The sequence below is a fragment of the Arthrobacter sp. AL05 genome (genome assembly GCF_029960715.1).
Lineage (GTDB): Bacteria > Actinomycetota > Actinomycetes > Actinomycetales > Micrococcaceae > Arthrobacter.
This window is the reverse complement of record NZ_JASBRC010000003.1, coordinates 139,509-162,611: the sequence shown is the minus strand read 5'-3', so window position 1 is coordinate 162,611 and position 23,103 is coordinate 139,509. Positions and strand designations below refer to the sequence as shown.

24 protein-coding genes and 1 tRNA gene are annotated in these 23,103 nt (G+C 65.2%); 10 read left to right on the top strand and 15 right to left on the bottom strand.

Annotated features, from left to right (window positions below; genetic code table 11):
* The first annotated feature begins 66 nt into the window (after window positions 1-66).
* The gene (locus QK287_RS05255; protein ID WP_282359500.1) at window positions 67-1,680 is read left to right on the top strand and encodes an MFS transporter; all 1,614 of its coding nucleotides are present in this window, start codon (window positions 67-69) and stop codon (window positions 1,678-1,680) included.
* 192 nt (window positions 1,681-1,872) lie between these two features.
* On the top strand, window positions 1,873-2,934 hold the full coding sequence (locus QK287_RS05250) for an FUSC family protein (RefSeq protein ID WP_282359499.1): 1,062 nt from the start codon (window positions 1,873-1,875) through the stop codon (window positions 2,932-2,934).
* A gap of 4 nt (window positions 2,935-2,938) precedes the next feature.
* Here the strand turns inward: QK287_RS05250 and QK287_RS05245 are convergent, their stop codons facing one another.
* The 8 genes from QK287_RS05245 to QK287_RS05210 form a co-directional block, all read right to left on the bottom strand.
* Entirely contained in the window at window positions 2,939-3,721 is a 783-nt protein-coding gene (locus tag QK287_RS05245; protein WP_282359498.1) for an SDR family oxidoreductase, read from the bottom strand.
* Window positions 3,718-4,491: a hypothetical protein gene (locus QK287_RS05240; RefSeq protein ID WP_282359497.1), complete on the bottom strand. Its 774-nt coding sequence runs from the start codon at window positions 4,489-4,491 to the stop codon at window positions 3,718-3,720. The genes QK287_RS05245 and QK287_RS05240 overlap by 4 nt, the downstream gene beginning before the upstream one ends.
* Window positions 4,492-4,607: 116 nt before the next feature.
* The gene (locus tag QK287_RS05235) at window positions 4,608-4,952 is read right to left on the bottom strand and encodes a GNAT family N-acetyltransferase (RefSeq protein WP_253031458.1); all 345 of its coding nucleotides are present in this window, start codon (window positions 4,950-4,952) and stop codon (window positions 4,608-4,610) included.
* A gap of 94 nt (window positions 4,953-5,046) precedes the next feature.
* A complete protein-coding gene (locus tag QK287_RS05230; protein ID WP_282359496.1) occupies window positions 5,047-7,503 on the bottom strand; it encodes an SAM-dependent methyltransferase in 2,457 nt (818 codons plus the stop codon).
* Between the two features lie 498 nt (window positions 7,504-8,001).
* A complete protein-coding gene (locus QK287_RS05225; protein WP_253031461.1) occupies window positions 8,002-8,232 on the bottom strand; it encodes a hypothetical protein in 231 nt (76 codons plus the stop codon).
* Window positions 8,233-8,430: 198 nt separating this feature from the next.
* On the bottom strand, window positions 8,431-8,823 hold the full coding sequence (locus QK287_RS05220; RefSeq protein WP_226773880.1) for a DUF1304 domain-containing protein: 393 nt from the start codon (window positions 8,821-8,823) through the stop codon (window positions 8,431-8,433).
* A gap of 147 nt (window positions 8,824-8,970) precedes the next feature.
* Window positions 8,971-9,864, bottom strand: coding sequence for an NAD(P)-dependent oxidoreductase (locus QK287_RS05215; RefSeq protein ID WP_226773879.1), 894 nt, complete (start codon window positions 9,862-9,864; stop codon window positions 8,971-8,973).
* Window positions 9,865-9,898: 34 nt separating this feature from the next.
* On the bottom strand, window positions 9,899-11,437 hold the full coding sequence (locus QK287_RS05210) for a four-carbon acid sugar kinase family protein (protein ID WP_226773878.1): 1,539 nt from the start codon (window positions 11,435-11,437) through the stop codon (window positions 9,899-9,901).
* Window positions 11,438-11,582: 145 nt separating this feature from the next.
* On the opposite strand from QK287_RS05210, the gene QK287_RS05205 reads away from it, so the two are divergent.
* The gene (locus QK287_RS05205) at window positions 11,583-12,293 is read left to right on the top strand and encodes a FadR/GntR family transcriptional regulator (protein ID WP_282359495.1); all 711 of its coding nucleotides are present in this window, start codon (window positions 11,583-11,585) and stop codon (window positions 12,291-12,293) included.
* A 5-nt stretch (window positions 12,294-12,298) separates the two neighbouring features.
* Here QK287_RS05205 and QK287_RS05200 read toward each other — a convergent pair whose 3' ends face one another.
* Entirely contained in the window at window positions 12,299-12,556 is a 258-nt protein-coding gene (locus QK287_RS05200; RefSeq protein ID WP_226773876.1) for a metal-sensitive transcriptional regulator, read from the bottom strand.
* 285 nt (window positions 12,557-12,841) lie between these two features.
* Here QK287_RS05200 and QK287_RS05195 point away from each other — a divergent pair, with 285 nt between their 5' ends.
* The 4 genes from QK287_RS05195 to QK287_RS05180 all read left to right on the top strand — a co-directional run bounded on the left by QK287_RS05195 (window position 12,842) and on the right by QK287_RS05180 (window position 14,910).
* Complete coding sequence (locus QK287_RS05195) at window positions 12,842-13,615, top strand: SGNH/GDSL hydrolase family protein (RefSeq protein WP_226773903.1); 774 nt, start codon at window positions 12,842-12,844, stop codon at window positions 13,613-13,615.
* A 96-nt stretch (window positions 13,616-13,711) separates the two neighbouring features.
* Window positions 13,712-13,921: a dodecin gene (locus QK287_RS05190; RefSeq protein ID WP_226773875.1), complete on the top strand. Its 210-nt coding sequence runs from the start codon at window positions 13,712-13,714 to the stop codon at window positions 13,919-13,921.
* A 225-nt stretch (window positions 13,922-14,146) separates the two neighbouring features.
* A complete protein-coding gene (locus tag QK287_RS05185) occupies window positions 14,147-14,410 on the top strand; it encodes a GlsB/YeaQ/YmgE family stress response membrane protein (protein ID WP_226773874.1) in 264 nt (87 codons plus the stop codon).
* Window positions 14,411-14,529: 119 nt separating this feature from the next.
* Window positions 14,530-14,910: a hypothetical protein gene (locus QK287_RS05180; protein ID WP_226773873.1), complete on the top strand. Its 381-nt coding sequence runs from the start codon at window positions 14,530-14,532 to the stop codon at window positions 14,908-14,910.
* On the opposite strand, the gene QK287_RS05175 is transcribed toward QK287_RS05180, so the two are convergent.
* The 3 genes from QK287_RS05175 to QK287_RS05165 form a co-directional block, all read right to left on the bottom strand.
* Entirely contained in the window at window positions 14,911-15,759 is an 849-nt protein-coding gene (locus QK287_RS05175; protein ID WP_226773872.1) for a putative protein N(5)-glutamine methyltransferase, read from the bottom strand.
* A gap of 249 nt (window positions 15,760-16,008) precedes the next feature.
* Window positions 16,009-17,031: a PHP domain-containing protein gene (locus QK287_RS05170; protein ID WP_226773902.1), complete on the bottom strand. Its 1,023-nt coding sequence runs from the start codon at window positions 17,029-17,031 to the stop codon at window positions 16,009-16,011.
* A gap of 204 nt (window positions 17,032-17,235) precedes the next feature.
* Window positions 17,236-17,308, bottom strand: a tRNA-Lys gene (locus tag QK287_RS05165).
* A 213-nt stretch (window positions 17,309-17,521) separates the two neighbouring features.
* On the opposite strand from QK287_RS05165, the gene QK287_RS05160 reads away from it, so the two are divergent.
* The 3 genes from QK287_RS05160 (at window position 17,522) to QK287_RS05150 (ending at window position 20,181) form a co-directional block, all read left to right on the top strand.
* Complete coding sequence (locus QK287_RS05160) at window positions 17,522-18,178, top strand: hypothetical protein (protein WP_226773871.1); 657 nt, start codon at window positions 17,522-17,524, stop codon at window positions 18,176-18,178.
* A gap of 367 nt (window positions 18,179-18,545) precedes the next feature.
* Window positions 18,546-19,163, top strand: a complete 618-nt coding sequence (locus QK287_RS05155) for a nuclease PIN (RefSeq protein WP_226773870.1) — start codon at window positions 18,546-18,548, stop codon at window positions 19,161-19,163.
* A 1-nt stretch (window position 19,164) separates the two neighbouring features.
* On the top strand, window positions 19,165-20,181 hold the full coding sequence (locus QK287_RS05150; protein WP_282359494.1) for an inorganic phosphate transporter: 1,017 nt from the start codon (window positions 19,165-19,167) through the stop codon (window positions 20,179-20,181).
* Between the two features lie 29 nt (window positions 20,182-20,210).
* On the opposite strand, the gene pstB is transcribed toward QK287_RS05150, so the two are convergent.
* From pstB to pstC, 3 genes are read right to left on the bottom strand one after another with little or no spacing between them, the layout of a single operon-like run.
* Entirely contained in the window at window positions 20,211-20,990 is a 780-nt protein-coding gene (gene pstB / locus QK287_RS05145; RefSeq protein ID WP_226773868.1) for a phosphate ABC transporter ATP-binding protein PstB, read from the bottom strand.
* Between the two features lie 55 nt (window positions 20,991-21,045).
* Complete coding sequence (pstA, locus tag QK287_RS05140; RefSeq protein WP_226773867.1) at window positions 21,046-22,155, bottom strand: phosphate ABC transporter permease PstA; 1,110 nt, start codon at window positions 22,153-22,155, stop codon at window positions 21,046-21,048.
* Window positions 22,156-23,088: a phosphate ABC transporter permease subunit PstC gene (gene pstC / locus QK287_RS05135; RefSeq protein WP_226773866.1), complete on the bottom strand. Its 933-nt coding sequence runs from the start codon at window positions 23,086-23,088 to the stop codon at window positions 22,156-22,158.
* Between the last annotated feature and the right edge of the window lie 15 nt (window positions 23,089-23,103).

Below are 23,103 nucleotides of genomic sequence, written 5' to 3'. Positions count from 1 at the left end.
TGAAAGCCTGCCCAGAGCGGGGCAGCTACAAGTCGCAAGCAAATGACCTCCATAGGAGTGCACCAAATGCCCAAAGACCGAAGCATGACCGACTCTTCGGCTGGCGTGATTGACGCCGGCCGAACCAACCAAGCTGCCCCCCCGGGTGCGAAAAAACCAAAGCTGCGGACGCGGCGCCGGCTCAAGGAGTCCGACGTTAACGTAGTTAATAGGCCGATGCTTAAAAAGGCACTCGGCGGCACCATCGTTGGTAACACCATGGAGTGGTACGACGTCGGTGTGTTCGGTTACCTGATCACCACGATGGGACCGGTGTTCCTCCCGGAAGCGGACAAGTCTGTTCAGACTCTGTTCCTGCTGGGAACCTTCGCCGCCACCTTTATTGCCCGCCCCCTCGGTGGGGTCGTGTTCGGCTGGCTCGGCGACAAAATCGGCCGCCAGAAGGTACTCGCTGCGACACTGATGATCATGGCGGCCAGCACTTTCGCCGTCGGCCTCCTGCCGGGTTACGCCCAGATCGGGATCTGGGCAGCGGTGCTGCTGGTCCTGTTCAAGGTCATCCAGGGTTTCTCCACCGGCGGCGAGTACGCCGGAGCCACAACGTTCGTGAGCGAGTACGCCCCGGATAAGCGGCGCGGCTTCTTCGCCAGCTTCCTGGACCTCGGGAGCTACCTCGGCTTCGCGATCGGCGCCGCCCTCGTCTCCGTGCTGCAGCTGACCCTTGGTCAGGACACGATGGAGCAGTGGGGCTGGCGGATCCCGTTCCTGGTGGCGGGCCCCCTGGGTCTGATCGCCGTTTACTTCCGGAGCAGGATCGAGGAGTCCCCGCAGTTCCAAGCCACCCTGGACGCCCAGGCGAACCTGGCCAAGGACGCAACCGCCGGTGACGCCGCGGTAGCCAAGGGCCCGGTAGGCATTGTGAAGGCGTACTGGCGCTCCATCATCGTCGCGATGATCCTGGTGGCCGCAGCAAATACTGCCGGTTACGCCCTGACGTCGTACATGCCGACCTACCTGACCGAGTCCAAGGGGTACGACCCGGTTCACGGCACCCTGCTGACCATTCCCGTGCTGGTCATCATGAGCCTGTGCATCCCGCTGACCGGCAAGCTCTCCGACCGGATCGGCCGCCGTCCCGTACTGTGGATCGGCGCCGTGAGCACCGTCGTCCTGGCCGCCCCGGCGTTCCTGCTGATCGGCGTCGGCGAAATCTGGTCCACTTTGCTGGGCCTTGGCCTGGTCGCCTTCCCGGTCACTTTCTATGTGGCCAACCTGGCGTCGTCCCTGCCGGCCCAGTTCCCGACGTCGAGCCGCTACGGAGCGATGGGCATCGCGTACAACTTCTCGGTGGCCATCTTCGGCGGTACCACACCGTTTATCGTTGCGGCCCTGATTAACGCCACCGGCGATGACATGATGCCTGCTTACTACCTGATGGCTACTTCGGCTATCGGCGCAGTGGCGATCTACTTCCTGAAGGAATCGGCCCGGATGCCCCTGCCGGGTTCCATGCCCAGCGTGGACACCCCCGAGGAGGCCAAGGAACTCGTCGCCAACCAGGACGAGAACCCGCTGATCGACCTGGTGGAGATGGATATGCCCTTTGTCGGCGCTTCGGCCGATGCAGCTGCTGATTCCGTGAACCGCGAGGATGCCGGGACCGTACCCGCCAAAGTCTAAGTCAGCCCCTGGCACCAAGGCCGGGTTTGTCCTGAACCCGGCCTGCTAAACCGTATTCTGTAGCAAGTCCCGCCCATCGAGGCCTGTCTTCCGGTGTTTCCCCTGGGGAACCACCGGAAGGCGGGCCTTAGGCGCGTCCGGCACTAAGCCGCGCCGCTAACCGTCCGGCCCCAGCACGGAACAGGAGGCACCGTGCCATCCTTCGGCGCCCATCTCCGCAGCCTCCACCGCCTGGCGCCAGCCAACAAAGACCACGTCTCGGCAGTCCGCGTGGCGGTCAGCGTGGCAGCGCCGTCCCTTGCGCTGCTTGCCGCAGGCCGCCCGGAACTGATGATCTACGCGGTGTTCGGCGCCCTGACCGGCATGTATGGCCGCAACGAACCTCATCAACTGCGGCTCAGGCACCAGGGCCACGCGGCCCTCCTGCTCGTGGGCGGGCTGGCCGTCGGTGTGTTCCTTTCGGTACACCAGCTGCATTCCTGGGCGCTGGTCGTTATCGAAACGGTGCTGGCCGCGACGGGATCCCTTTTCGCGGACAAGGTGGCACTGAAGCCGAACGGCCCGTTCTTCGGCATTCTGGCATTGGGCGCCTGCGCCTCCATCCCCACAACTGTGCACTGGCACACGGCGGTCCTTATCGGGGCACTGTCGGCAGGCTTTTCCATGGCCGTGGGATTCGGTGGTTGGGTGCGGGGCAGAGCCTGGCAACGCGGTGCAGCCCGCGAGGTCCCGGCACTGCGCGGGGCCAGACGCCGGGCCGCGTGGATTCATGCGGCGCGGTACTTCACGGCGGTCGGGGCAGCTGGCTCCGTCGGTGTGCTTAGCGGCAGCGGGCACCCGCACTGGGCCATGGCAGCCGCAGCGGTACCGCTGGCGGGGGCCGATATGCCCAGCAGCGTCTATCGCGGCCTGCACCGGATTGTTGGCACCCTCGCGGGACTGGTGGTGGTCGCGGTGGTGCTGTTCCCCTGGACGCTCTCACCCCTGAGGGCGTTTCCCGGACATGAGGCAGTCGTCCTGGCTGTGCTGGTGATTGTCCTGCAGTTCACCACGGAGCTTTTTATGACCAGGCACTACGGGCTGGCGATGGTGTCCTTCACTCCCGTGATCCTGCTGATGACACAGCTCGCCGCCCCCGCCGACCCGCAGGTGTTGGTGACCGAACGCGCCGTCGAGACCCTGCTGGGCGCCGGGCTCGGCATCGTTGTTGTGGTTTTGATCCGGCGGCGCCGGTCGCCGGGCGGTCGGCCTTGACCCGTTATTTCGCGCGGCGGGGCGGGCCGGCAACGAGCCTGTCCGGAAGGATGCGGGCGGCCGCGGTCAGCACCTTGTACCGCTTGCTCGGGATGGAAACAGCCTTGCCCCTGGCATTATCGGCGAGGCCTTCGCGCACCACACGCTCGGCCGTCAGCCACATCCAGCGCGGCGTTGCCGCCTTATCCATGCCCATCCGGTCGTGGAACTCGGTGTGTGTGAAGCCGGGGCAGACCGCGGTGACTGTGACGCCCTGCTTGGAATAGGCGAGGCTGGCCCAGCGGCAGAAGCTGACAAGCCACGATTTCGCGGCCGAATAGCTGCCCCGGGGAAGAAACGCAGCGACGCTGGCGACGTTGATAATCCGGCCCGAGTGCTGGCCGAGCATACCCTGCAGGGCGGCGTGGGTCAGCTGCATGGCGGTCTCGACGTGCAGTTTCAAATGCCTGGTCTCGTCCGCGATGTCGTTCTCCGCGAAGGAGCGCAGCAGCCCAATGCCTGCGTTGTTGACCAGGATTTCCACTGGGCGCGCCGGATCCGTGAGCCTGGCGACGACGGCTGCCACGCCGGCGTCGTCCGTGAGGTCGGCGGAGAGAACTTCGGCACGGACGCCGTACCGCTCCGAAAGTTCCGCTGCCCCGGCCTGCAGCCTTGCCCTGTTGCGGGCCACGAGGACCACGTTGTGGCCCTCGCTGGCGAGCTGGCGGGCGAATTCGGCCCCGATCCCGGCGGTGGCGCCGGTGATCAGGGCAGTGGAACCGGCAGGCGTCACGGCACGGGGAGTCATGGCCACAGCCTAACCGGTGCCGGCCGCCGCCTCAGGCCAGGGCCCTGCCCGGCAGGCAGTTCCACGTCCTCGGGATCGCCTGCAGCGCCGTGGTGGCGCTGCTGCAACTCTTCGGTGGCCAGCTCGTACCAGGTGTGGGCCCCGAAGGACGGGCTGTTGGTGTCGAGGTGGCGGTACAGGGCATCGGCCAGTTGCCCCAGCGCCATGTCGGAGAGTGCCCGGACGGTTGCGGCGGGGTCCAGCGTCCCCTCGAAGTACTCGGTCAGCTGCGGGTCGCTGACGGCGTTGAGCTCGGCCGCTGCCGGGCCGCAGGCCTCGTCCACTCCTGCGGGCAACCCCGGCCCGGCGGGAAGGACGGCGGGGGACGCGCCCGGCTCCGCAGCAAGGTCAAGTGGCTGCCCCGCCGCGAGTTCCGCCTCGAGTCCGGCGAGGACTTCACCGTCGGAGCCGACGTGCAGGAGGCAGATCGGCAGCTCGGCGGGTTCCGCCAGCGTCATGCGGAACGGCTCTGTGGTCTGCCCGGCACCCGCAGCGAAGGCCTCCGTGCCGGTATCGGCCATTGACCGCAGCTCGAGGAGGATCTCCGGGTCCAGGTGGGATGACTTGTGGAGATCGATGATGACATCGGTGCCCGCGCCGAGGCGTCCCGCACGCCGGATGATATGCAGCAGCGAGGGGAAATCAGCTTGGGTAAGGCAACCAGTGACTTCGAGGGTCACGGTTCCGGCGCCGGCCTCCACACGGACAAGCACACGCAGTTTATGGTTCACGGGGTTCTCCAAAGGGAAACGTCCAAGAGCCGACTGCGTAACTCTGCTAAAACCTTACGAGGTTATTGCCCCCGGCCACAAGCGGGCGGCGCCGCCACACTGTTTCCTTCCGGGGTTCAGGCGCCGGCCGGCGGCTGTTCCGGCCAGTCGATGTACTGGGTGTAGGAAGCGTGCTTGCGCAGGTAGCGGTAGATGAAGGGGCAATTGGGGATGATCCGTTTGCCGGCTGCGACGACGTCGTCCAGGGCGAAGTGGGCCAGCACCTTGCCGAGCCCCTTGCCCTGGAATTGCTCGGCCGTATCAGTGTGAATAAAGTCCACATGGCCGGGCTCATCGATGAAGCGGATTTGAACGGCCAGCTGGCCGCCTACGTGGAGCTCATAGCGGTGCAGCTCATCATTACGGGTCGTGGACACGTCCGGGCGAAACGTGTCTTCGCGGGCTGCAGAGTTCTCCGTCATGGTTCGACATTGGCACTTAAAGGCGGGTGTGGCAATGGCAGGCAAGATGCTGCAGGGCGGCGAGGCGGCCCAGTTCCGCCGGCCGGCGGCACCGCTATCCGATCAGGCCCAGTTTCTCCAGCATCTGCCGGTCGGTCTCGGGCGTTGTTGCCGGGGGGAGGTACAACGTAGAAATCCCGGACAGGTCGGATGCTTTGATGGTGTCAAGATGGTTCAGTTGGATTACGGGTGGAAGGTGCCCAAAAGTCGAGGCGTCATAGATGATCACCGGATGGTCCTTGGGATAGAACTCCCCTATTCGTTCAATCAGCACCGGAAAGTTGTGCCTGCGGTAGCCCGAAAAATTGAAGCCGTCGTCACCGGCGCACTCCGCCTGCCACAACAGGACGTGCATGGATGTATCCAGCGTCCGGTTCCTGATCAGGAAGTCAGTGGCGTCCAGGGTCATCAGCCCGAAGGTTGAAGGGTCCAGGCCCAGATCGGCGAAGAGGCTGTCCTGGGCGGAAACGGCCGAGCCCATCTCGGCCCGGTAGCCTTCGCTGCGCGCCCTGCGGATGGCCTCGTGGGTGGACCACGCGAACACTCCGGGGTGGCCATAAAAGACGGCACAGGTTCGGCGGCCCCGGCGCACCTGTTCGAGAATTGCGTCCACCATTGCCCGGTATGTCTCAATCCTTGGCACGCCATTGCCGTACAGCCCGTACAACGAGGTGGAGCGCGGGTTCAACTCATGGATACGAAGCTCCGTGGCAGGGTCCGCAACGCAGTAAAGGACCATATCCGCCTTCATAATTTGAGCCTGCGCGCCGTAACTCAAGTCGGTGATCGGCAGGATTCCAGAGCCCACCACATGCAGGCTCCCGTGCTGCTTGAAGTCATCCTTGGCGAAATACTGGATCGCTCCTTCAATGTCAGCCAGTGCACGCTCCCGCCAGTCGCTTGAATTAGTAGTGGTCGTAGTGGTGTTGTCATTGCTGGTGGTCACGGTCGTATTGTCGTTGCTGGTGTTTGTGCTCGAATTGTAGGTCGTCTGGATATTGATTGTGTTGTTGTTAAAATTGTTGGTGTTGATCGTGATCGGGTCCATGGCGCCGACGCCGGGAGCCAGCTTGTCAGTGACAAGCGCCGCGTAACCTGCCCTTTCCAGTTCCGCGAGCGCGCCAAGGCGCAGCCGTCCGCGGTGCCCCTGCCGGATCGCCTGTGCCTCCTCCGCGCTGAGCCTGGCTGCGGCCAGCAGGGCATCGGGCCCCCGCCGGTAGGCCTCCAGCACGGCAGGGTCGGCCAGTGCCACCAGAAAGCTCGTCAGGGGCGTATTCACCGGTTGGAGGCCCGACGACGACTCCGCCGCCGTCCGGCGCGGAGTCCTCCCCACCGGCTTGATTTCAGCTGCGAGTTTCAGCCCCGCCTCAAAACTGACCCCGTCCAGTCGCTCCACCACACGCTTGGCCTGCCGGACAACACGGCGGGTCCGGTTCGAACCGGAGCCGGCAACAGCGTCAAGGACGATATTGATCCGATCCCGGGATGATCTCTCGATCACAACAGTCTTATCGTCAAGCCAAACGCCGGCGTCCAGGAGCAGCCCATGCAACGCATCCTCGATTTCCGGCCGGCTTGCGGCAAGGAAAGCCAGGGCGGGGCTGACCTGCCTGAGTTCCTCCCACCACAGCCCAAGCCCCGGGTATTCGCGGAAGCCGCCTTCCCGAAAGGCCCGCATGGCTTCCAACGGCTTGCCCAGGGCGTCGTCCTGTGCCGGCCTTGCGCTTGGCGTGGAGAAGATGGTCGCCAGGTTGCAATCCAGCTGGGGAAATCCGCGGAAAACGCCGCGGAGCTCCCAGTCTCCGTCCCCCGAGTCGTCACCGGACCAGCGCCGCAGAATCTCGATCGCGGGATTCGCCACCAGCTCGTCGGTGGTAACAGTAAATGCTTCCGTGCCGATATTGTCATCGTTGTCGCCAAAAGTGCCGTACCAGATCAGCTGCCATCCGGACATGGCATCTTTCACGGCTGCGTGCACAGATGCAGCCGCGGAGGCTTTGACAACGTCTATCTGATCTTTGATTTCCTGGGGAGTCGGGGCAGCCAGCGCATGCTGGAAGCTGGCGGCCACTTTCACCACTGCCAGCTGCACAGCATCCACAAAAGCCGAATAGCCGGTGTTCGCCAGGCTGTCCGGCCAGCCGTCTTCTTCCATAACGGAAACCACCACTCCGCCGATGGCCGGTATGTCATCGTCGTTCAGTAGCGCGCGCAGACCGGCATCGTTGATCGGAATGGGTTTCAGTTTCGTAGTCCATCTACCCACGGCGTCCGGGATCGCGACGTCATCCCCGGCATCAACGTCTGTGTTCCCGAGGTTTCCGTGCGTGCCATTACTCGTGACGATAACGGGAGAACCGATCAGGCCAGCCCCGGCCTCCACAGCAAAGTTGTCCCCGTCGACTTTGAAAAAGGCCGTCCAGATATACGGTTCGGCATTGCCCCACCCGTCACCCTCGTCGTAGCAGTGAAGGTCTTGGAGCACTGTTTCGAGATTTAGTGTGGCACGCATCAGGTTCCTCCTTCGTCTCTCCGTCGAGCTTTGGCTGTTCTCCGTTTTCGAGCAACGGACGGTTGACCGGGCCCCGGATCTGGCGGCGAGCCGTGGCTTGGACATGCGGCGATTCAGCCGTCACAGTCAAGCCCGAGACCGCCGACGCCGCACACCTGCCGGCGCTGCTGAGCTGGCTGGTGAAGCACATGCGGCCCGGACCGTAGTGCGTACTGCCGAAGATGTTGAAGGAAAATGCGTACCAGGTGTAGAGCGTTCCGTTCTCACAGCCCTTCAAATGGCTGAAGAGGAAATATCCGGATTCTTCCACCCAGCTAAAGTCGTAGCACCACTTGGTCACTTGCCGGGTACAGGTGTCAAACCACTCCCATGGCCAGGGGCCGGGGCACCAGTATCGTTCCGTAACCACCACTTTTTGCGGCATGGCCGCCTCCTGACACATGGCCCGATCCTACGATCGGGCTGTGGCCGCGCACGAGTAGTTGCGGGCCAACCGAACTAGTCGGAGCGGTTCGTTTTCTTGAACCGCGGCAGGCGCAGAAACCTGTTCAAAACGGCTGCACGTCGTTCGCAGCCGCTGCACGGCGGGATTCCGACCGCTGACGTTACGTCCTTGATGGCATCCCCCAACCCAAGGGAACCACTCAAATCCACCCGAAACAGCGAGATTCTCATGGTCTGCCAGTGGCGTGATCTGGCAGGCCAGGCCTGAAGCTGGATTTCATCCACGGTGTTTCCCCTAGGAGGCCCCGAGACTAATGACGACGCACTTGATGCGGTTCATTCAAGGGCTTCCAAGTCGTGATTTTCCTCAGCAAGACAGGCAACGTCAATAGCAGCCGGAAAGGTGCAGGCAAGTAATGGGTATCTATTGTTTTGCTGTCTTCAGCCGGGCGTCGGCGGCCCGGCGACGGTGCTTCCGAAAGCTCAGGCGGTTAGCAGCCCCAGCACTCCGAACAGAACGGCGAGCAGCGGCGTCGCGCCCTGCGTGGCGGCCGCGCGAAGGTATTTTCGCCCGCTCAGGGCGAGCACGAGGGCTGCCAGAAGCATGGAACCGCAACTGCTAAAGATCAGCGTCCAGCCGACGGGGGTGTGTCCGAGGGCAACGGCACCAGTGCCAGCGAGGGCTCCGGCGGCAAGGAACAGGTTGTAGAAGCCCTGGTTGTAAGCCATCGCCCGGGTGGTCTCGGCGTCAGCTTGCGAGGTGATACTGAAACGCTTCCACGTGGCCGGCCGCGACCAGGTGATGGACTCCATCGTAAAAATGTAGACATGCAACACGGCCGCGAGAAGCGCGAAAAGGAGAGAGGCCAGAATCATGTTTTGATCCTAGCCTCCCGGCTTTCGGGCCGTCGGCAGGCCAGCGGGAGCGGGTGGCCAGTGCCCTGGCAGCGAAGGGCCCGGCCGCGGCGTCCCGCGAACCTGCAGTTCCTGCAGGTTCTCTCCGTCCGCAGGCGGGGCGGGGAACTAGGGGGTGCGCTTGGTGGGCGCAATAACCTTGATAACCGCTGAGTCATCGGCGGAGGCAAGTCCCTGGGCCTGGCCCAGCAGGTACAGCTGCTCGGCAGCGGCAGCCACGGGCGCGGCGAGGCCGGCGGCGCGGGTGGCTTTGCCGACGATGCCCATGTCCTTGACGAAGATGTCCAGGCGGCTGAGGACCTCCGCGCCGTTCTCCGTGTAAGCCTCGAGGATGCGGGGCCCGCGGTTGGAGAGCATAAAGGACCCGGCGGCGCCGGCTTCCAAAGCCGCGAGGGTCTTGGCCTGGTCCAGGCCAAGGGCGTCTGCCAGGGCCATCGCCTCGGCGGCCGCGGCGATGTGGATCCCGCAGAGCAGCTGGTTGACGGTCTTCAGGGCCTGTCCGTCGCCGGGCTTGTCCCCGACGACGGTAAGGGTGGAGGCGAGCAGCTCCAGGACCGGCCGGGCCGCTTCCAGCGCCTGCGGTTCGGCGCCCACCACTATCAGCAGATCGCCGTCGCCGGCTCGCTTCGGTCCGCCGGAGAGTGGCGCGTCAACGAGGGAGACGCCGAATTCGGCGAGCCGCGCGACGGTGGCGGGAATGGCTTCGGTGCCTACGGTACTGCCGAGGATCACGACGGCGCCCGGCAACAGCGCCGAGGCGACGCCGTTCTCACCGAAGAGGACATCGTCCAGTTGCTCGCCGTTGCGCACGGCCAGCAGCAGGGCATCGGCGCCTTCGGCCGCTTCGCGGGCGGAGGAGAAAGTGCGGACTCCGGCTTCATCGGCGAGCCGCAGGCGAGGCTCGGCGATATCAAAACCGTGGACGGTGAGCTGGGTTGCCAGCCGGGTGGCCATGGGCAGTCCCATGGCGCCCAGGCCCAGGACCGTAACTTTGTAGTTCATGATTCTCTCCATTGACATGAGGGGCTTGGGCTGGTCAGAAAGTATTGCTGAGTTTGCGGGTGACCTGGACCAGCGACTCATCGTCGCCCACGTTGCCGGCGAAGACGATGAACGGTATGCCCTTCGCGGGCCCGTCCACCGGTTCCCACAGGCTGACGATGCCCGGCAGCATGGGGCCGCGGACAATCGCGTGCCGGATTTCCAAGCCGTGGGCGGCCACGTCCGAGGACGTGATGCCGCCTTTGGCAATAACAAAGCGCGGCGGGAAAGTCTTGAGGGTCCGGTTCACCACCGCGACGATGGCGGCGGATACGGTGCGTGCGATCCGCAGGCTCTCGGCGGCGTCCTCCGTCTTGATGAGCAGCCGGCTGGTGTGGAGGATAACGTCGGCGGTGCGCAGGGAATCGACGACGGTCCGGACGATTTCGTCGAGGTAGCCAGCGGAATTGCCGGCCAGCAGCTTTTCGACGTCGATCTCCACGATCCGCGCGGCGCTGTGTTGTTCGACAAGGGCCTTGAGCTGGCGGGTGGTGACGCCGACGTGGGAGCCGACCACGATCAGGCCTCCGGCTTCGGAGGGCGTACGGCCGGCATAGGCCTCCTCGCCGCTGAGTTCGGTACGGATTTCCTGCCCGATGCGGCCCCGGACGAACGGCGGCCCCACCCGGTAGAGCAGCTTTTTGCCGCGGCGTTCTGCTTCCTCCAGGCCCAGCGCGAGCGCTCGGAGGTCGTTTTCGGTCACGATGTCGGCCACGATCGGGGTGGAGTCGGTGGCGGAGCCGACAGCATCCGCGATGGCGAGGGCCGAGCCGCGGGGATCGCCGTCCGGGCCGGCGGCACGAATGAGGTCCAGGGTCAGCACGATCACCGAAGCCGCGGGGAAGCGTCCCCCGGACTTCTCCTCCACATACTTGGCAAGTTCGGAATTCACGAAGCCGAAGCTGGCGTCCCGGGCGAATTCGGTTTCAGCCACCGGGGTGAGCTTGCCGGCGTCGCCGCCGGTGCCCCGCATAAAGTGCACACCGCCGATAGTTACGCGCCCGGCGTCGGGGAAGGCCGGAACAATCACAACGCCGTCGGTCACTTCACCGCTGTCAGCGGCGATCGTTGCCGCGATAGTGTCCGGTTCCAGCGGGTAGTGGCCGCGGAGGGTGGAGTCGCTGCGGCTGACGAACGCGAGGCGGAGCCTGGAACTGACACCGCCGGAACCGGCCCCGCCGGTGTGCAGGGCAGCCGCGGCGAGGGCGTTCCGGACCACCTCTTTGTTACGGGCAGCGGCCTCGGCAGGGTCCAGGCTCCGCGTGTTGGTCAGGACATATACGGCGTCCGGGCGGCGCCCGTTGATCCGGTGGGTGAATGCCCAAGTGAAGTCGGAGACTTCCCACGCGGTGAGGACCGGAAGGTCCGCCACGGACTGGGTACCTGTTGGATCGTCGTCGAGCACCACCAGGATCCGGGGTGAGTGCCTGGCGGAAGCCGCAAGGGCATCGGCAACGGTCCGGGCGGGAATCCGGACCTCCGCCGGGAAGGCGGCCAGCACGTCGGCTTCAAAAACCTCTGATTCAAAGGGCACTTGCACTCCATTGTGGGAACTCTGCTGCGATGTATATTTGTAAGATGTCCGACATCTAATGTTCGAATGCTAGTGTGGCACACGGCACAAAAACGCGCAAGTAAAGTGGCCAATCAGGCAATTCTGTGGCAGCGGATGGGGAAAATTGGCAAGAAAATCGTTGGTCGGCGTCGTGGCGGATGAACTACTGGACCGCATCATTTCCGGCGAATTCCCGCCCGGGGCCGCCGTACCCGGCGAGCTGGAGCTGAGCGCCCGCCACGAGGTGAGCCGCATGACGGTCCGGGAGGCCATGAAGACCCTCCAGGCCCAGCAGATCCTTAGTGTGGAACGGGGCCGCGGAACCTTTGTCAACCCCCTCAACCGCTGGGCATCCCTGGAGGCGGTCCTCCGGGCAGCCTCGGAGGGAAAGAATGACGCTGCGGCCGCGATTCAGCTGATCGAGTTGCGCCGAATGCTGGAGACCGGGGCGTGCGAGCTGGCCGCCGGCCGGATTGGCGACTCCGACCTCAACACCCTCCAGGGCCAGGTGGAGGCGATGCGGGACGCGCACGAGCGGCACGACGTCGCCGCGTTCGTGGCGGCGGACCTCGCCTTCCACGACCTCATTCTGCGCGCCTCGGAGAACGTTTTTGTAGCAGTACTGTTCGCACCGCTGCACCGGGTACTGGAAAGGCGGCGGACCCAGACGTCCGAGGTGCGCGAAATCCAGGCCCACGCCATCGGCCAGCACAAGAAGATCGTCCAGGCGCTGTCCACGCGGGATCCGCACAAGGCCCGGGATGCCATGGACGAGCACATGCAGCAAACGCTGGATGACCTCAAGAGCTACGTTCTGGCGGCGCGCCGGGACTAATCAACTCAGGCGAGCGAAAGGAACAGCTTCTCGAGTTCGGCGCGGTCCAGACTGGGGTCCTCCTGCTGCATACACTGCTGCAGGCCGGTGGCGATGATCGAAAATCCCGCCTTGTCGAGCGCACTGGAAACGGCCGCCAACTGGGTGACAACACTCTTGCAATCGCGGCCCTCTTCGATCATTCGGGTGACAGCGGCGAGTTGCCCCTGGGCACGGCGAAGTCGATTGATGACGGGCTTCATGTCGGCGGCATCGAGTTCCATTTGTTCCTCCGGAATTCACAGGGTGATATTCCATGATATACCCCCGTGCGTATGATCTATACCCCTTAGGGTATTTCAACCCTTCGCTGTCCCCACCGGCACCGGCCCACCCCGGCTGGACCGGCTAGGGACCAAAGTACCTAGCGGAGCTTGAACATTCGGCGTATTGCTGGGGGTGTGAACGCCGCCGGTTTCCTGGAGTCTGGCGCCGGCCAGGCCGGCGCTGGAGGTCCCGCGCCGGGACGGGGCCCGGCCTCGAATCGGCGGGCCACCGCAGGCCCCTGGATTACCGGGCAATGGGGCCGATACGTGGCGATGGGCGATTCGTTTACCGCGGGGCTCGGGGACCCGGAACCACGCAGCCCCGGCGGCATGCGGGGATGGGCGGACCGCATCGCCGAGGAGCTCAGCGAGTCACGGCCGGATTTCCGCTACGCCAACCTCGCCGTCAGCGGCCTCCTGCTGCGCGAGATCCTGGACCGGCAGCTCGGGCCTGCAATTGGGCTGAAGCCGGACCTGGTCACCCTTTCGGCCGGGGGCAACGACCTTGTCTTCCACCGGAGCGATCCCGACCGTCTGGCTGCCGCCCTCGACGCCGCAGTTGGCATGCTCAGTGCCACCGGAGCGACGATTGTACTGTTCACCGGTCCGGACTGGCGCGATACGCCGCTGCTTGGCCACAACCGGGGCCGGGTGGCTGTCTTCAACGAGAACATCCGGACCATCGCCGCACGCCATCACGGGGTGATCGCTGATCTCTGGTCCCTGCGCCAGCTCTCCGACCCGCGAATGTGGGACCCGGACCGCCTGCATTTCTCCCCGATGGGCCACCACACCGTGGCCGCCATGGTGTTGGAATCCCTGAGCGTCCCCCACGGCCTGAGCCCGCTGGAACCCAAACCCATGCCGGCCGGAACGTGGCGGGAAGGCAAGGCCGGAGACCTGGCCTGGTTCACCAACTACCTGCTTCCCTGGATGGTGGGCCGGGTCCGGAACCGTCCCGACGTCCCCCCGCTGGCGCCCAAGCGCCCCGAACCAGGGCCCGTCTCGGTGTCCTGAGGCTCCGCCGCCCACCCCTAGTAACGCAGCACCCTCTCGGCTAACCTGCAGGAACGGCCCACCGCCAGGAAACGATGACGACCACGAGGAGCGAAGTTGCCTAACCACACTTACAGCATTTCCGAAATTGTCGGAACGTCGACCGAGGGGATTGACGCCGCCGTCCGCAACGGCATCGCCGAGGCGGCCAAGACGCTGCGTAACCTCGACTGGTTCGAAGTCAAGGAAGTGCGCGGCCACCTCGAAAACGGACAGGTCGCCGACTGGCAGGTCACCATCAAGCTCGGGTTCCGCCTGGAGCGCTGACCGCAAGCAGCCGGAGACCCTGAATTCCGCCGGTTGCCGCCAACCCGCGGCGGTTCCGGTGACATCAGCACAGGCCTGCCAACGGTCCCGGCGGCGCCCTCGTCGGGACGCTTCCACTGCCTCAGCTGGCTCATTTATGCTAAGCATGATTAGTATTGAGGCAGAAGGATGTAGCGCACCCGGCAATCCGGGTGCCTCCTCTATGTAGAAGAAGGAACGATAAAAATGGGCTTTCTTGCATTTCTGATTCTGGGTCTTATCGCCGGCGCCATTGCCAAGGCAATCCTGCCGGGCCGTCAGGGTGGCGGCATCATCATCACGCTGATCCTCGGCGTCGTTGGCGCCCTTCTGGGTGGCTTTATTGGCGGCGCGCTGTTCGGCGTGGGCATCAACGAGTTCTTCTCGCTGTCCACTTGGCTCCTGGCCATCGGCGGTGCGATCATCGTCCTGCTCGTTTACGGCATGATCTCCAAGCGTTCAGCCCGCTAAACGCGACTGCAAGCGAAACCGGTCCCGGGATATTTCCGGGACCGGTTTTTTGGCACCAGCCTCGTGGCAGAAATTGCTGGACACCCATGGTGAGCACCACCAACAAGCAGGAGGACAGTATGAAAGGCAAACTTCTTTTCGGAGCCGGAATCGCCGCAGGCTACGTTCTCGGGTCCCGCTCCGGGCGGGCGGCGTACGAGAGGCTCAAGGCACGCACGGCGGGCCTGTGGGCAAGCCAGCCGGTCCAGGACACTCTGAGTGCAGCGGCCGGCGCAGTGAAGGACAAAGCACCCGAAGTTACTGAACAGCTTGGCGAGGCGGCCCGCCGCGCCGGTACGGTGATCGTTTCCGCCGTCCGCAGCGACGCCCCGAAGGGGACAACGGCCGACGTCGAGTCCGACCCGGCTCTCAACGACCAGCACGGCCAGGACTGGTCCGACGAAGGCGGGGCCACCCCGGCCGGAGCCGCGACCAACATCGATCCGGACAGGGTTTCCTAGCTACACCGGAGCTCCCGGCTGCACGGGCGAAACGCCCACAGCCGTTCCTGCGACGACAGTTCCGATCACAACCGTGGCGTCCAACGCCTTGGAACTGGCCACCCGGGCCGTGAGTCCGTTCCGGATGAACAGTTCGACGGTCCGCGGCGCCTGCCGCCGGCTCGTCTCGATCAGGAGGGAGCCGCCAGGCGCCAGCCAGTCCGGCGCCGCGGCGGCCACCCTTCGCTGTACCTGAAGCCCGTCCGCACCGCCGTCGAGGGAAACCCGAGGTTCGTGCAGGCGGGCTTCCTGCGGCATGGTGGCGATGTCCGCTGAAGGAACATACGGGGCGTTCACCGCAAGGACGTCGACCCGGCCGCGGAGCCGCTCCGGGAGAGGCTCGTACAAGTCCCCTTGGTGGACAGCACCGCCGGACGGCACAATGTTCACGGCGGCGCAGCGCACCGCCGCGGGGTCGATGTCCGCAGCATGCAGCTCAAGGGGACCGGCCAGCGCCGCGAGCGCTGTTCCGACCGCCCCTGACCCGCAGCAAAGGTCTACAACAACGGGCAAGCGGCCCACGATTGAAGGTGCGGCCAGCAGCCGGGCCGCCTGCCGGACGAGGAACTCGGTGCGGCGGCGGGGCACAAAGATGCCGTGATCCACCCGGATCCGGAGTCCGCAGAACTCCGCCCAGCCCAGGATGTGTTCAAGCGGCAGACCGGAAGCCCGCTGCTGCACGAGGGCTTCCAGATGGCCAGGCGACGCGGCGGCCGTCGCCAGCAGCCCCGCTTCCTCCTCGGCAAAGACGCAACCAGCGGCCCTAAGCCTTGTAATAGCCGTCAGCAGGGGTGCAGGAGGGGTCTTCACTATTGAGACCGCCTTCCGGTGATGGCCCAGTAGCCCTCATGCTATCGAAGTGCGGGAATGGCGCCAGGCCCAACCAGACAACAGTTGCGCAGACGTTCGCTGCCCGCCGCAGCCCGGCAAGATGCGCACACCCCACCTCCCGAACCGGTGGGCATGTCCATCCTCCGCGCCCGGGACTGGGCCCAGCAGCACTATGTCCAGTCCTGCCCGGCCCCGGAGAGCATGCTCCGGTGCAGCGGCGGGCTACAGTCAGCCTCTCGAACCGGCCCACTCGAGCAGGCGGTCCAGGGGCCAGCTGGTGATGATCCGTTCCGCCGGTACACCATGGCGTTCGGCTCGCTCGGCACCATACTGCAGGAAATCGAGCTGGCCGGGGGCATGGGCATCGCTGTTGATGCTGAACAGGCAGCCGGCGTCGAGAGCAAGCTCAATGAGGGCGCCGGGCGGGTCCCGGCGCTCCGGCCGGGCGTTGATTTCAACGGCGACGTTGTGCTCCGCGCAGGCAGCGAAGACTTCTTTGGCCTTAAACTCCGACGGCGGACGCGTTCCACGGTTCCCCTGGACCAGCCGGCCCGTGCAGTGTCCGAGCACGTTTGTGTGCCGGTCGGCGATCGCGCCGAGCATCCGCCGGGTCATGGTGCGTTGCTCAGCACGAAGCTTCGAATGCACACTGGCGACGACGATATCCAGGCGGTCCAACACCTCCGGGGCCTGATCCAGGGTGCCGTCCTCGAGGATGTCGGCCTCGATGCCCCGCAGCAGGCGGAAGCCGCCGCCGTTGTTGGCATTGATTCCGGCGACGACGTCGAGTTGTTCGAGGAGCCGTTCGGCGCTGAGCCCGTTGGCGATCTTGAGGTTGGGTGAATGGTCGGTGAGTGCGAGGTACTCACGGCCCAGCAGCCTGGCGCCAGCTGCCATGGCCTCAATCGTGGATCCGCCGTCGGACCAATTACTGTGGGCGTGCAGGTCCCCGCGGAGGGCAGCCAGCAGCGTGCGCCCGCCCGGCGCCAGCGGCTCTGCCCCCCGGCTCCGCAGCCCGCTGAGGTACTGGGGTACATCGCCGGCGAGCGCCTCGCTGATGACCTGGAACGTCCGGTCGCCAATACCTTTGGTCCGCTTGAGCCGGCCGTCCCGGGCACGGGCCGCCAGTTCATTTGTCCCGAGACCGGCGATGATTCCGGCGGCTTTCCGGAAGGCCTGGATCTTAAAGCTTGGGGCGAGCCCGCGTTCAAGCCAGAAGGCAATCTCGTTCAGCGCGTCGACGGCATCCATGGCACCATTTTGCACCCGCAACCAGCCTCTGGTGACCCCGGCGGCGGCGGGCAGGTCCGCCACACCCGGCGGGCCGATACCAAGAACCGGAACCGGCACGGCGGTGAGCACCAGTACGGCCCTCTCGGGCGGACCGCCGGCCCCCTGCTGCGGTCTTAAGACAGGAGCAGGCCAGAGGACATTTCCTCTGGCCTGCTCCGTGGGTGGGCCCTGTGGGGTTCGAACCCACGACCCACGGATTAAAAGTCCGATGCTCTACCAACTGAGCTAAAGGCCCCAGCTGACGACCTTCAACGGCGGATAAATCCACTGTTCAAGGGCCGATCAGCCCAGTCCATTTCTGGACGTTAATACTGTACCCCAGACCTGGGCGGATTATTTGCATCGGGCGGGATCGCCGCCGTCGTGTGCCCTGTTCGTGGGCCGGGGGCACAGGCCGGCGAGGGCCCACACGCTCGATTCCCCGACAGCACTGGAGTAGCGTGGTGGCATGAGCGAGCAAGCAGGATCCAGCACCCCCGGACCGCACCGGCATCACAAGCCGAAGCCCTTCGCCCCCATCGACTTTGAGCCCTTCGCCGGCGGGGCCGACCCTGCCCGCGTCTCCGAGGCCGCCCATCTTGCAGCCCAGGCACTCGTGCGCCGCGGACGCGACAACGAGGACCCGGCAGTGACCAAGCGGCTGGTGAAGCTCGCCGATGAACAAGGCCTCGAAGCCATCGCCGAGATGTGGGCCGAAAGCCCCGCACGCTCGCTCCCGGGCGCCCTCTGGCGCCTATACGCACTGCGGGCCGCCACGATCCAGGACGCCGAGCGGATCTCCGTGTACTTCAAAGCCGGCAAAGACACCGCCCAGGTCGCCCGCGTGGTGGCCGGCGCCGCGGAGCCGCCAGGAGCCGAGGAAATGAAGTCGATGGCGGACGCCATCCTCTCCGGCGCGTTCGAGGGCGAGTTCGACGTCGCGCTGGAACGTTCTGCCGCATTCTGCCGCGTTGTGGCGCTGGGCCAGGCCACTCTCGCTGACGGTGCTGAGCACACCAACGAGAACCACGCGAGCAAGCTGACGCGCAATTCGCATCTTTTGGTCAAAACGGCCGAGGACCTCGAACACGCCGCCAACGCATGGCGCCTGGGCGAGCTGGACTAGGCCGGGGCGGGGTGCCGGCCGGCACCCGAAAAGCACGCCGCACACCGGCTGTCAATGTTGACTTGTCACCGGCCACGTAGAAAACTAAAGGCGGTGCCGAACCGCGAAACCCCCGGGCTTCAACATCTAGCCGCCTAGAGCGGCCTACCGCCGAGAGGCGTCTCCGGTTCGGCACCATTTTTATGCCCGGTTTGACGCCGCGCTCCGCTTCCGCCCCGGGCCGCTGTCACATTCCGGAGCCCCGCCGGCGCCTATCCGAGGCTGTCCGGGCGGACGGTAATGTATTCCTTATGCGCGGGTCTTCCTCACCTCACACGTCCGGCCCCCTACCCCCGTGCGCCTCCCTCCCGAAGACCGGAATTCACACGTGAAGCTGCGCCTTTTCCCCCAGGAGCCCGCCGGGCTGAACATTCTCGCCCAACTTGCCGGCCAGCTTGTCCTCGCCACGGGCACCCTCTCGGAAATCCTTGGCGCACCTGCGAGTGAAAACGCCAGGCTTCTCGAGGACATGCACAACCACGAAGCAAAGTCCGCGGAACTGCACTTCGCCCTCTTGACGCATATGCGCACTTCGTTCGTGAACCCGCTTCCCCGCGAGGACATGTACGCCCTCTCCCGATTCCTGAATGAGGCGATGGAGAAGCTCGATGCAGCCGCTGACCTCGTGTCCCTGTACCAGCTGGACCGCCTGCCCAAACGCGCCGCGGACCAGCTGGAGATCATTAGCAGGCAGGCCGAGCTCACCGTGGACGCCATGCGGAGGCTGGACAACCTGAACGACCTGGAGGACTACTGGATCGAGGTCCTCCGCCTCGCCAAACGCGCCGAGCGCTCCCACCGGGTCTGGGTCGCGGACATGCTTCACGAAATGAAGCCGGCGCGCTTCGCCCGGAACCGGGATATCGCCGAGCAGCTGGTGGGGGTCAGCAGGGAGATGCGCCGGATCGCGACCCAGGTGGGCAGCATCATCGTCAAGGAATCCTGACGTGACGATGATGCTGTTTGCCCTGGTTGTGGTTTTCGCCGGGGCTTTCGCTTTCCTGAACGGTTTCAGGGACGCCTCAGCGGCGGTAGCGATAGCGGTCCGGACGCGGGCCCTCACGCCAACCGTCGCAGTGCTGCTGGCCGCGTTCTTCAACTTCATCGGCGCCGCCTTGAGCGCAGCCCTGGCCCTTGGGGTCAGCCAGACCTGGGTGCGCCTGCCCCCGGGGGTGAACGGGCTCAGCATCCTGATCGCCTGCCTGGCTAGTGCCGTGCTGTGGGGCATCTACACCTGGTGGCGGGGCGTCCCGTCGTCATCCACCCACGCCCTCGTAGGCGGGCTGGCCGGCGCGGGTGTCGCGAGTGCGGCGCTCGGCGGGAACGACGTCGGCGGCGTAGATTCGTCCCTGCTCCTCCAGGTGGTGCTGCCCCTGCTGCTCTCGCCGGTAATCGCCTTCGCCGGCGCCTATTTGCTGGTCTGGCCGGCGACGTGGGCAGCCCGGTACACACCGCCAAACGTCGTCAACGGCCGGTCGCGACGGGCCCAAAGCATCGCCAGCGGCGCCGTCGCCTTTGCCCACGGCCTGCAGGACGGCCAGCGCACCGGCGCAGTCCTGATCCTTGCGCTGCTGGCGTCCGGGCTAGCCGGCGAAGGCGGTATGCCGGTCTGGGTGGCGCTGTTCCCGGCTGTCCTGCTGACCGCCGGCACCCTGGCAGGCGGCTGGCGGATTTCCTACACCATCGGCTACCGGATGATCCGGATGGATCCGCTGCGCGGTTCGATCGCACAGCTCTTCAGCTCGGCGATCCTGTTGATTGGCGCGATCGGCCTGTACTGGCCGATCTCGACGACCCACACCGTCACCTCCGCCGTTTTAGGCTCCGGCACCAACCAGGCGTTCCGGGCCACCGACCGAAAGGTGGTGATCCGGATCCTGATGTTTTGGGTGCTGACTCCGGTGGCCACCGCGGCGACGGCATTTGTGCTCGCCTTGTCCCTCTCGCCGCTGGGCAATCCCTAACGACGCCGTAAGCGCTCCGCGCGGAGCGCTTACCCGAAGCGGCCGGAAACGTAGTCCTCGGTGGCTTTCTCGGTGGGGTTGCTGAACATGGTGTGGGTGTCGCCGTATTCGATCAGCTTGCCTGGCTTGCCGGTGCCTGCGATGTTGAAGAACGCCGTCCTGTCAGACACCCGCGCGGCCTGCTGCATATTGTGGGTCACGATCACCACGGTGTACTGGTCCTTGAGTTCGTTAATCAGGTCCTCGATGGCAAGGGTGGAGATCGGGTCCAGCGCGGAGCAGGGCTCATCCATCAAGATGACCTGCGGCTCAACGGCAATCGCGCGCGCGATACAGAGCCGCTGCTGCTGGCCGCCGGAGAGGCCCGAGCCGGGCTTACCCAGCCGGTCCTTGACCTCGTTCCACAGATTGGCGCCCTGCAGGGAGCGCTCCACCAAGGCGTCGGCTTCGCCCTTGGAGATCTTTTTGCTGTTCAGCTTGACGCCGGCAAGCACGTTGTCGCGGATGGACATGGTGGGGAACGGGTTGGGCCGCTGGAACACCATCCCGATCTGCGCGCGGACGGTCACCGGGTCAACCCCGGGCGCGTACAGGTTGTCGCCGTCGAGCAGCACCTCGCCCTCAACGCGGGCTCCGGGGATCACCTCGTGCATCCGGTTCAGGGTGCGCAGGAAAGTGGATTTGCCGCAGCCGGACGGTCCGATGAAAGCCGTCACGGATTTGGGTTCGATGTTGATGCTAACGTCTGCGACGGCCAGGAATTTGCTGTAGTAGACGTTCAGGTCCTTGACGTCGATGCGCTTAGACATGATGTTCCTTCACTTGCTGGAGGTACGGGAAGAAGAATGGGGCCGCCATAGCAGCCTAGCGTCCGGCTTTGGGTGCGAAGATACGGGCAACCAGGCGGGCTCCGAGGTTCAGCAGCATCACCAGGATGATGAGGACCAGGGCGGCGCCCCAGGCGCGCTGTGAGGACGGATCCGGGTTCGACGGCGAGGTCGGGTTCAGGATCTGGGTGTAGATGAAGGTTGGCAGCGAGGCCATCCAGCCGCCGAACACGTTGCTGTTGATGCCGGTCGCGAATCCGGCGGTGACCAGGATCGGTGCGGTTTCGCCAATCACCCGGGCGATGGCGAGGGTGACGCCGGAGGCGATGCCGGAGATCGCCGTCGGGATAACGACCTTCAGGATGGTCCGCCACTTGCGGACCCCGAGGGCGTAGGCCGCCTCCCGAAGCTCGTTGGGGACGATCTTGAGCATCTCTTCACTGGAGCGGACCACCACGGGGATCATCAGGACGGAGAGCGCGACGGCGGCGACGGCACCGGTCTTGGTGCCGGGGCCCATCACCGCGAAGAAGAACGCCGCCGCGAAGAGGCCCGCAACAATGGACGGAATGCCGGTCATAACGTCAACAAAAAAAGTGATGGCTTTCGCCACGGTCCGGTCGTTGCCGTATTCCACCAGGTAGACCGAGGCCAGGAGGCCCACCGGCACCGAGATGACCGTCGCCAGCAGGGTGATCTGGATGGTGCCGAGCAGCGCGTGGTAGATGCCGCCAACAACCGGTCCGCCTTCCTCGACGGTCTTGTTGTCGAAGGCGCCCGTTACGCCGTTCATCGACGTCGTCAGGAACCCCGGGTCCAGCAGGCCCGGCAGCCCGTTAACAAGAACCGTCCAGATCACGGAGATCAGCGGGAGCAGGGCGATCAGGAACGAGCCCACCACCAGGCAGGTCGCCAGTTTGTCCTTGGCTTTACGGGATCCCTCGACGGCGGCGCTCCATCCGACAAGACCGGCAGCGAAGAGGATGGCCGAGACGAGTCCCCACCCGAAGGCGTTGAATCCGATCAGGGCCATCACGGCAGCGGCGAGAACCAGGGCGATGCCAAGCACCAGGTACGGCGCCCATTTTGGCAGTTGGCCCTTGGTGAGGGCCGAACGCTTTTTGACGGGGGTCAGGGTGGCGGTCATTTAGTTGGCTCCCGAGAATTCTTTGTGCCGGATGATGACCCAGCGGGCGATCATGTTCACGCCGAGGGTGATAACGAAGAGAACCAAGCCTGCCGCGATGAGCGTGCTGACCTTCAATCCGCTGGCTTCCGGGAAGTTCAGCGCGATTTCAGCAGCGATGGTCTGGTTTCCGGAGGTGATCAGGCTGGCGGTCAGGGCGCCGGAGGACAGGACGAGGGCCACCGCCATCGTTTCGCCCAAGGCGCGGCCGAGACCGAGCATAATCGCGCTGATGATGCCGGGGCGGGCAAAGGGCAGTACCGTCATCTTGATCATTTCCCACCGGGTGGCGCCGAGCGCCAGCGCCGCCTCCTCGTGCAGCTTGGGGGTCTGCAGGAAGATTTCGCGGGTCAGGGACGCAATGATCGGCAGCACCATAACCGCCAGGACGATTCCGGCCGTCAGGATGGTCTTTCCGGTTGCCGACGCCGGGCCTTCGAAGATGGGCAGCCAGCCTGCGTTCTTGGCCAGCCACTGGTACACCGGCGTCATGGTGCCGGACAGGAACGCCGCACCCCAGGCGCCGTAGACCACCGAAGGGATGGCGGCCAACAGGTCGATGAGGTAACCGAGCGGGGCGGCGAAGCGCCGCGGCGCGAAATGCGAGATGAAGAGAGCGACGCCGATGGCTACCGGGGTGGCGATCACCAGGGCAATAGCGGCTGCGATCAGCGTGCCGATCACGATCGGCCAGATGTACGGGAAGAAGCCTTCGCCGCCCTGGATCTTGTCCGGGGAGGCCACGAGGGCAGGGATAGCCTGGATAACGAGGAAAAGCGCTACCCCGAAGAGCACGGCCAGGATCAGGCACCCGGCGGCCAAAGTGGCTGCGGAAAAGACCTTGTCGCCGGCGCGGCCTGCGCCCCGGGACGTGGTCAGGGAGGTGGTGGTCACTTCACGATCCTTCAG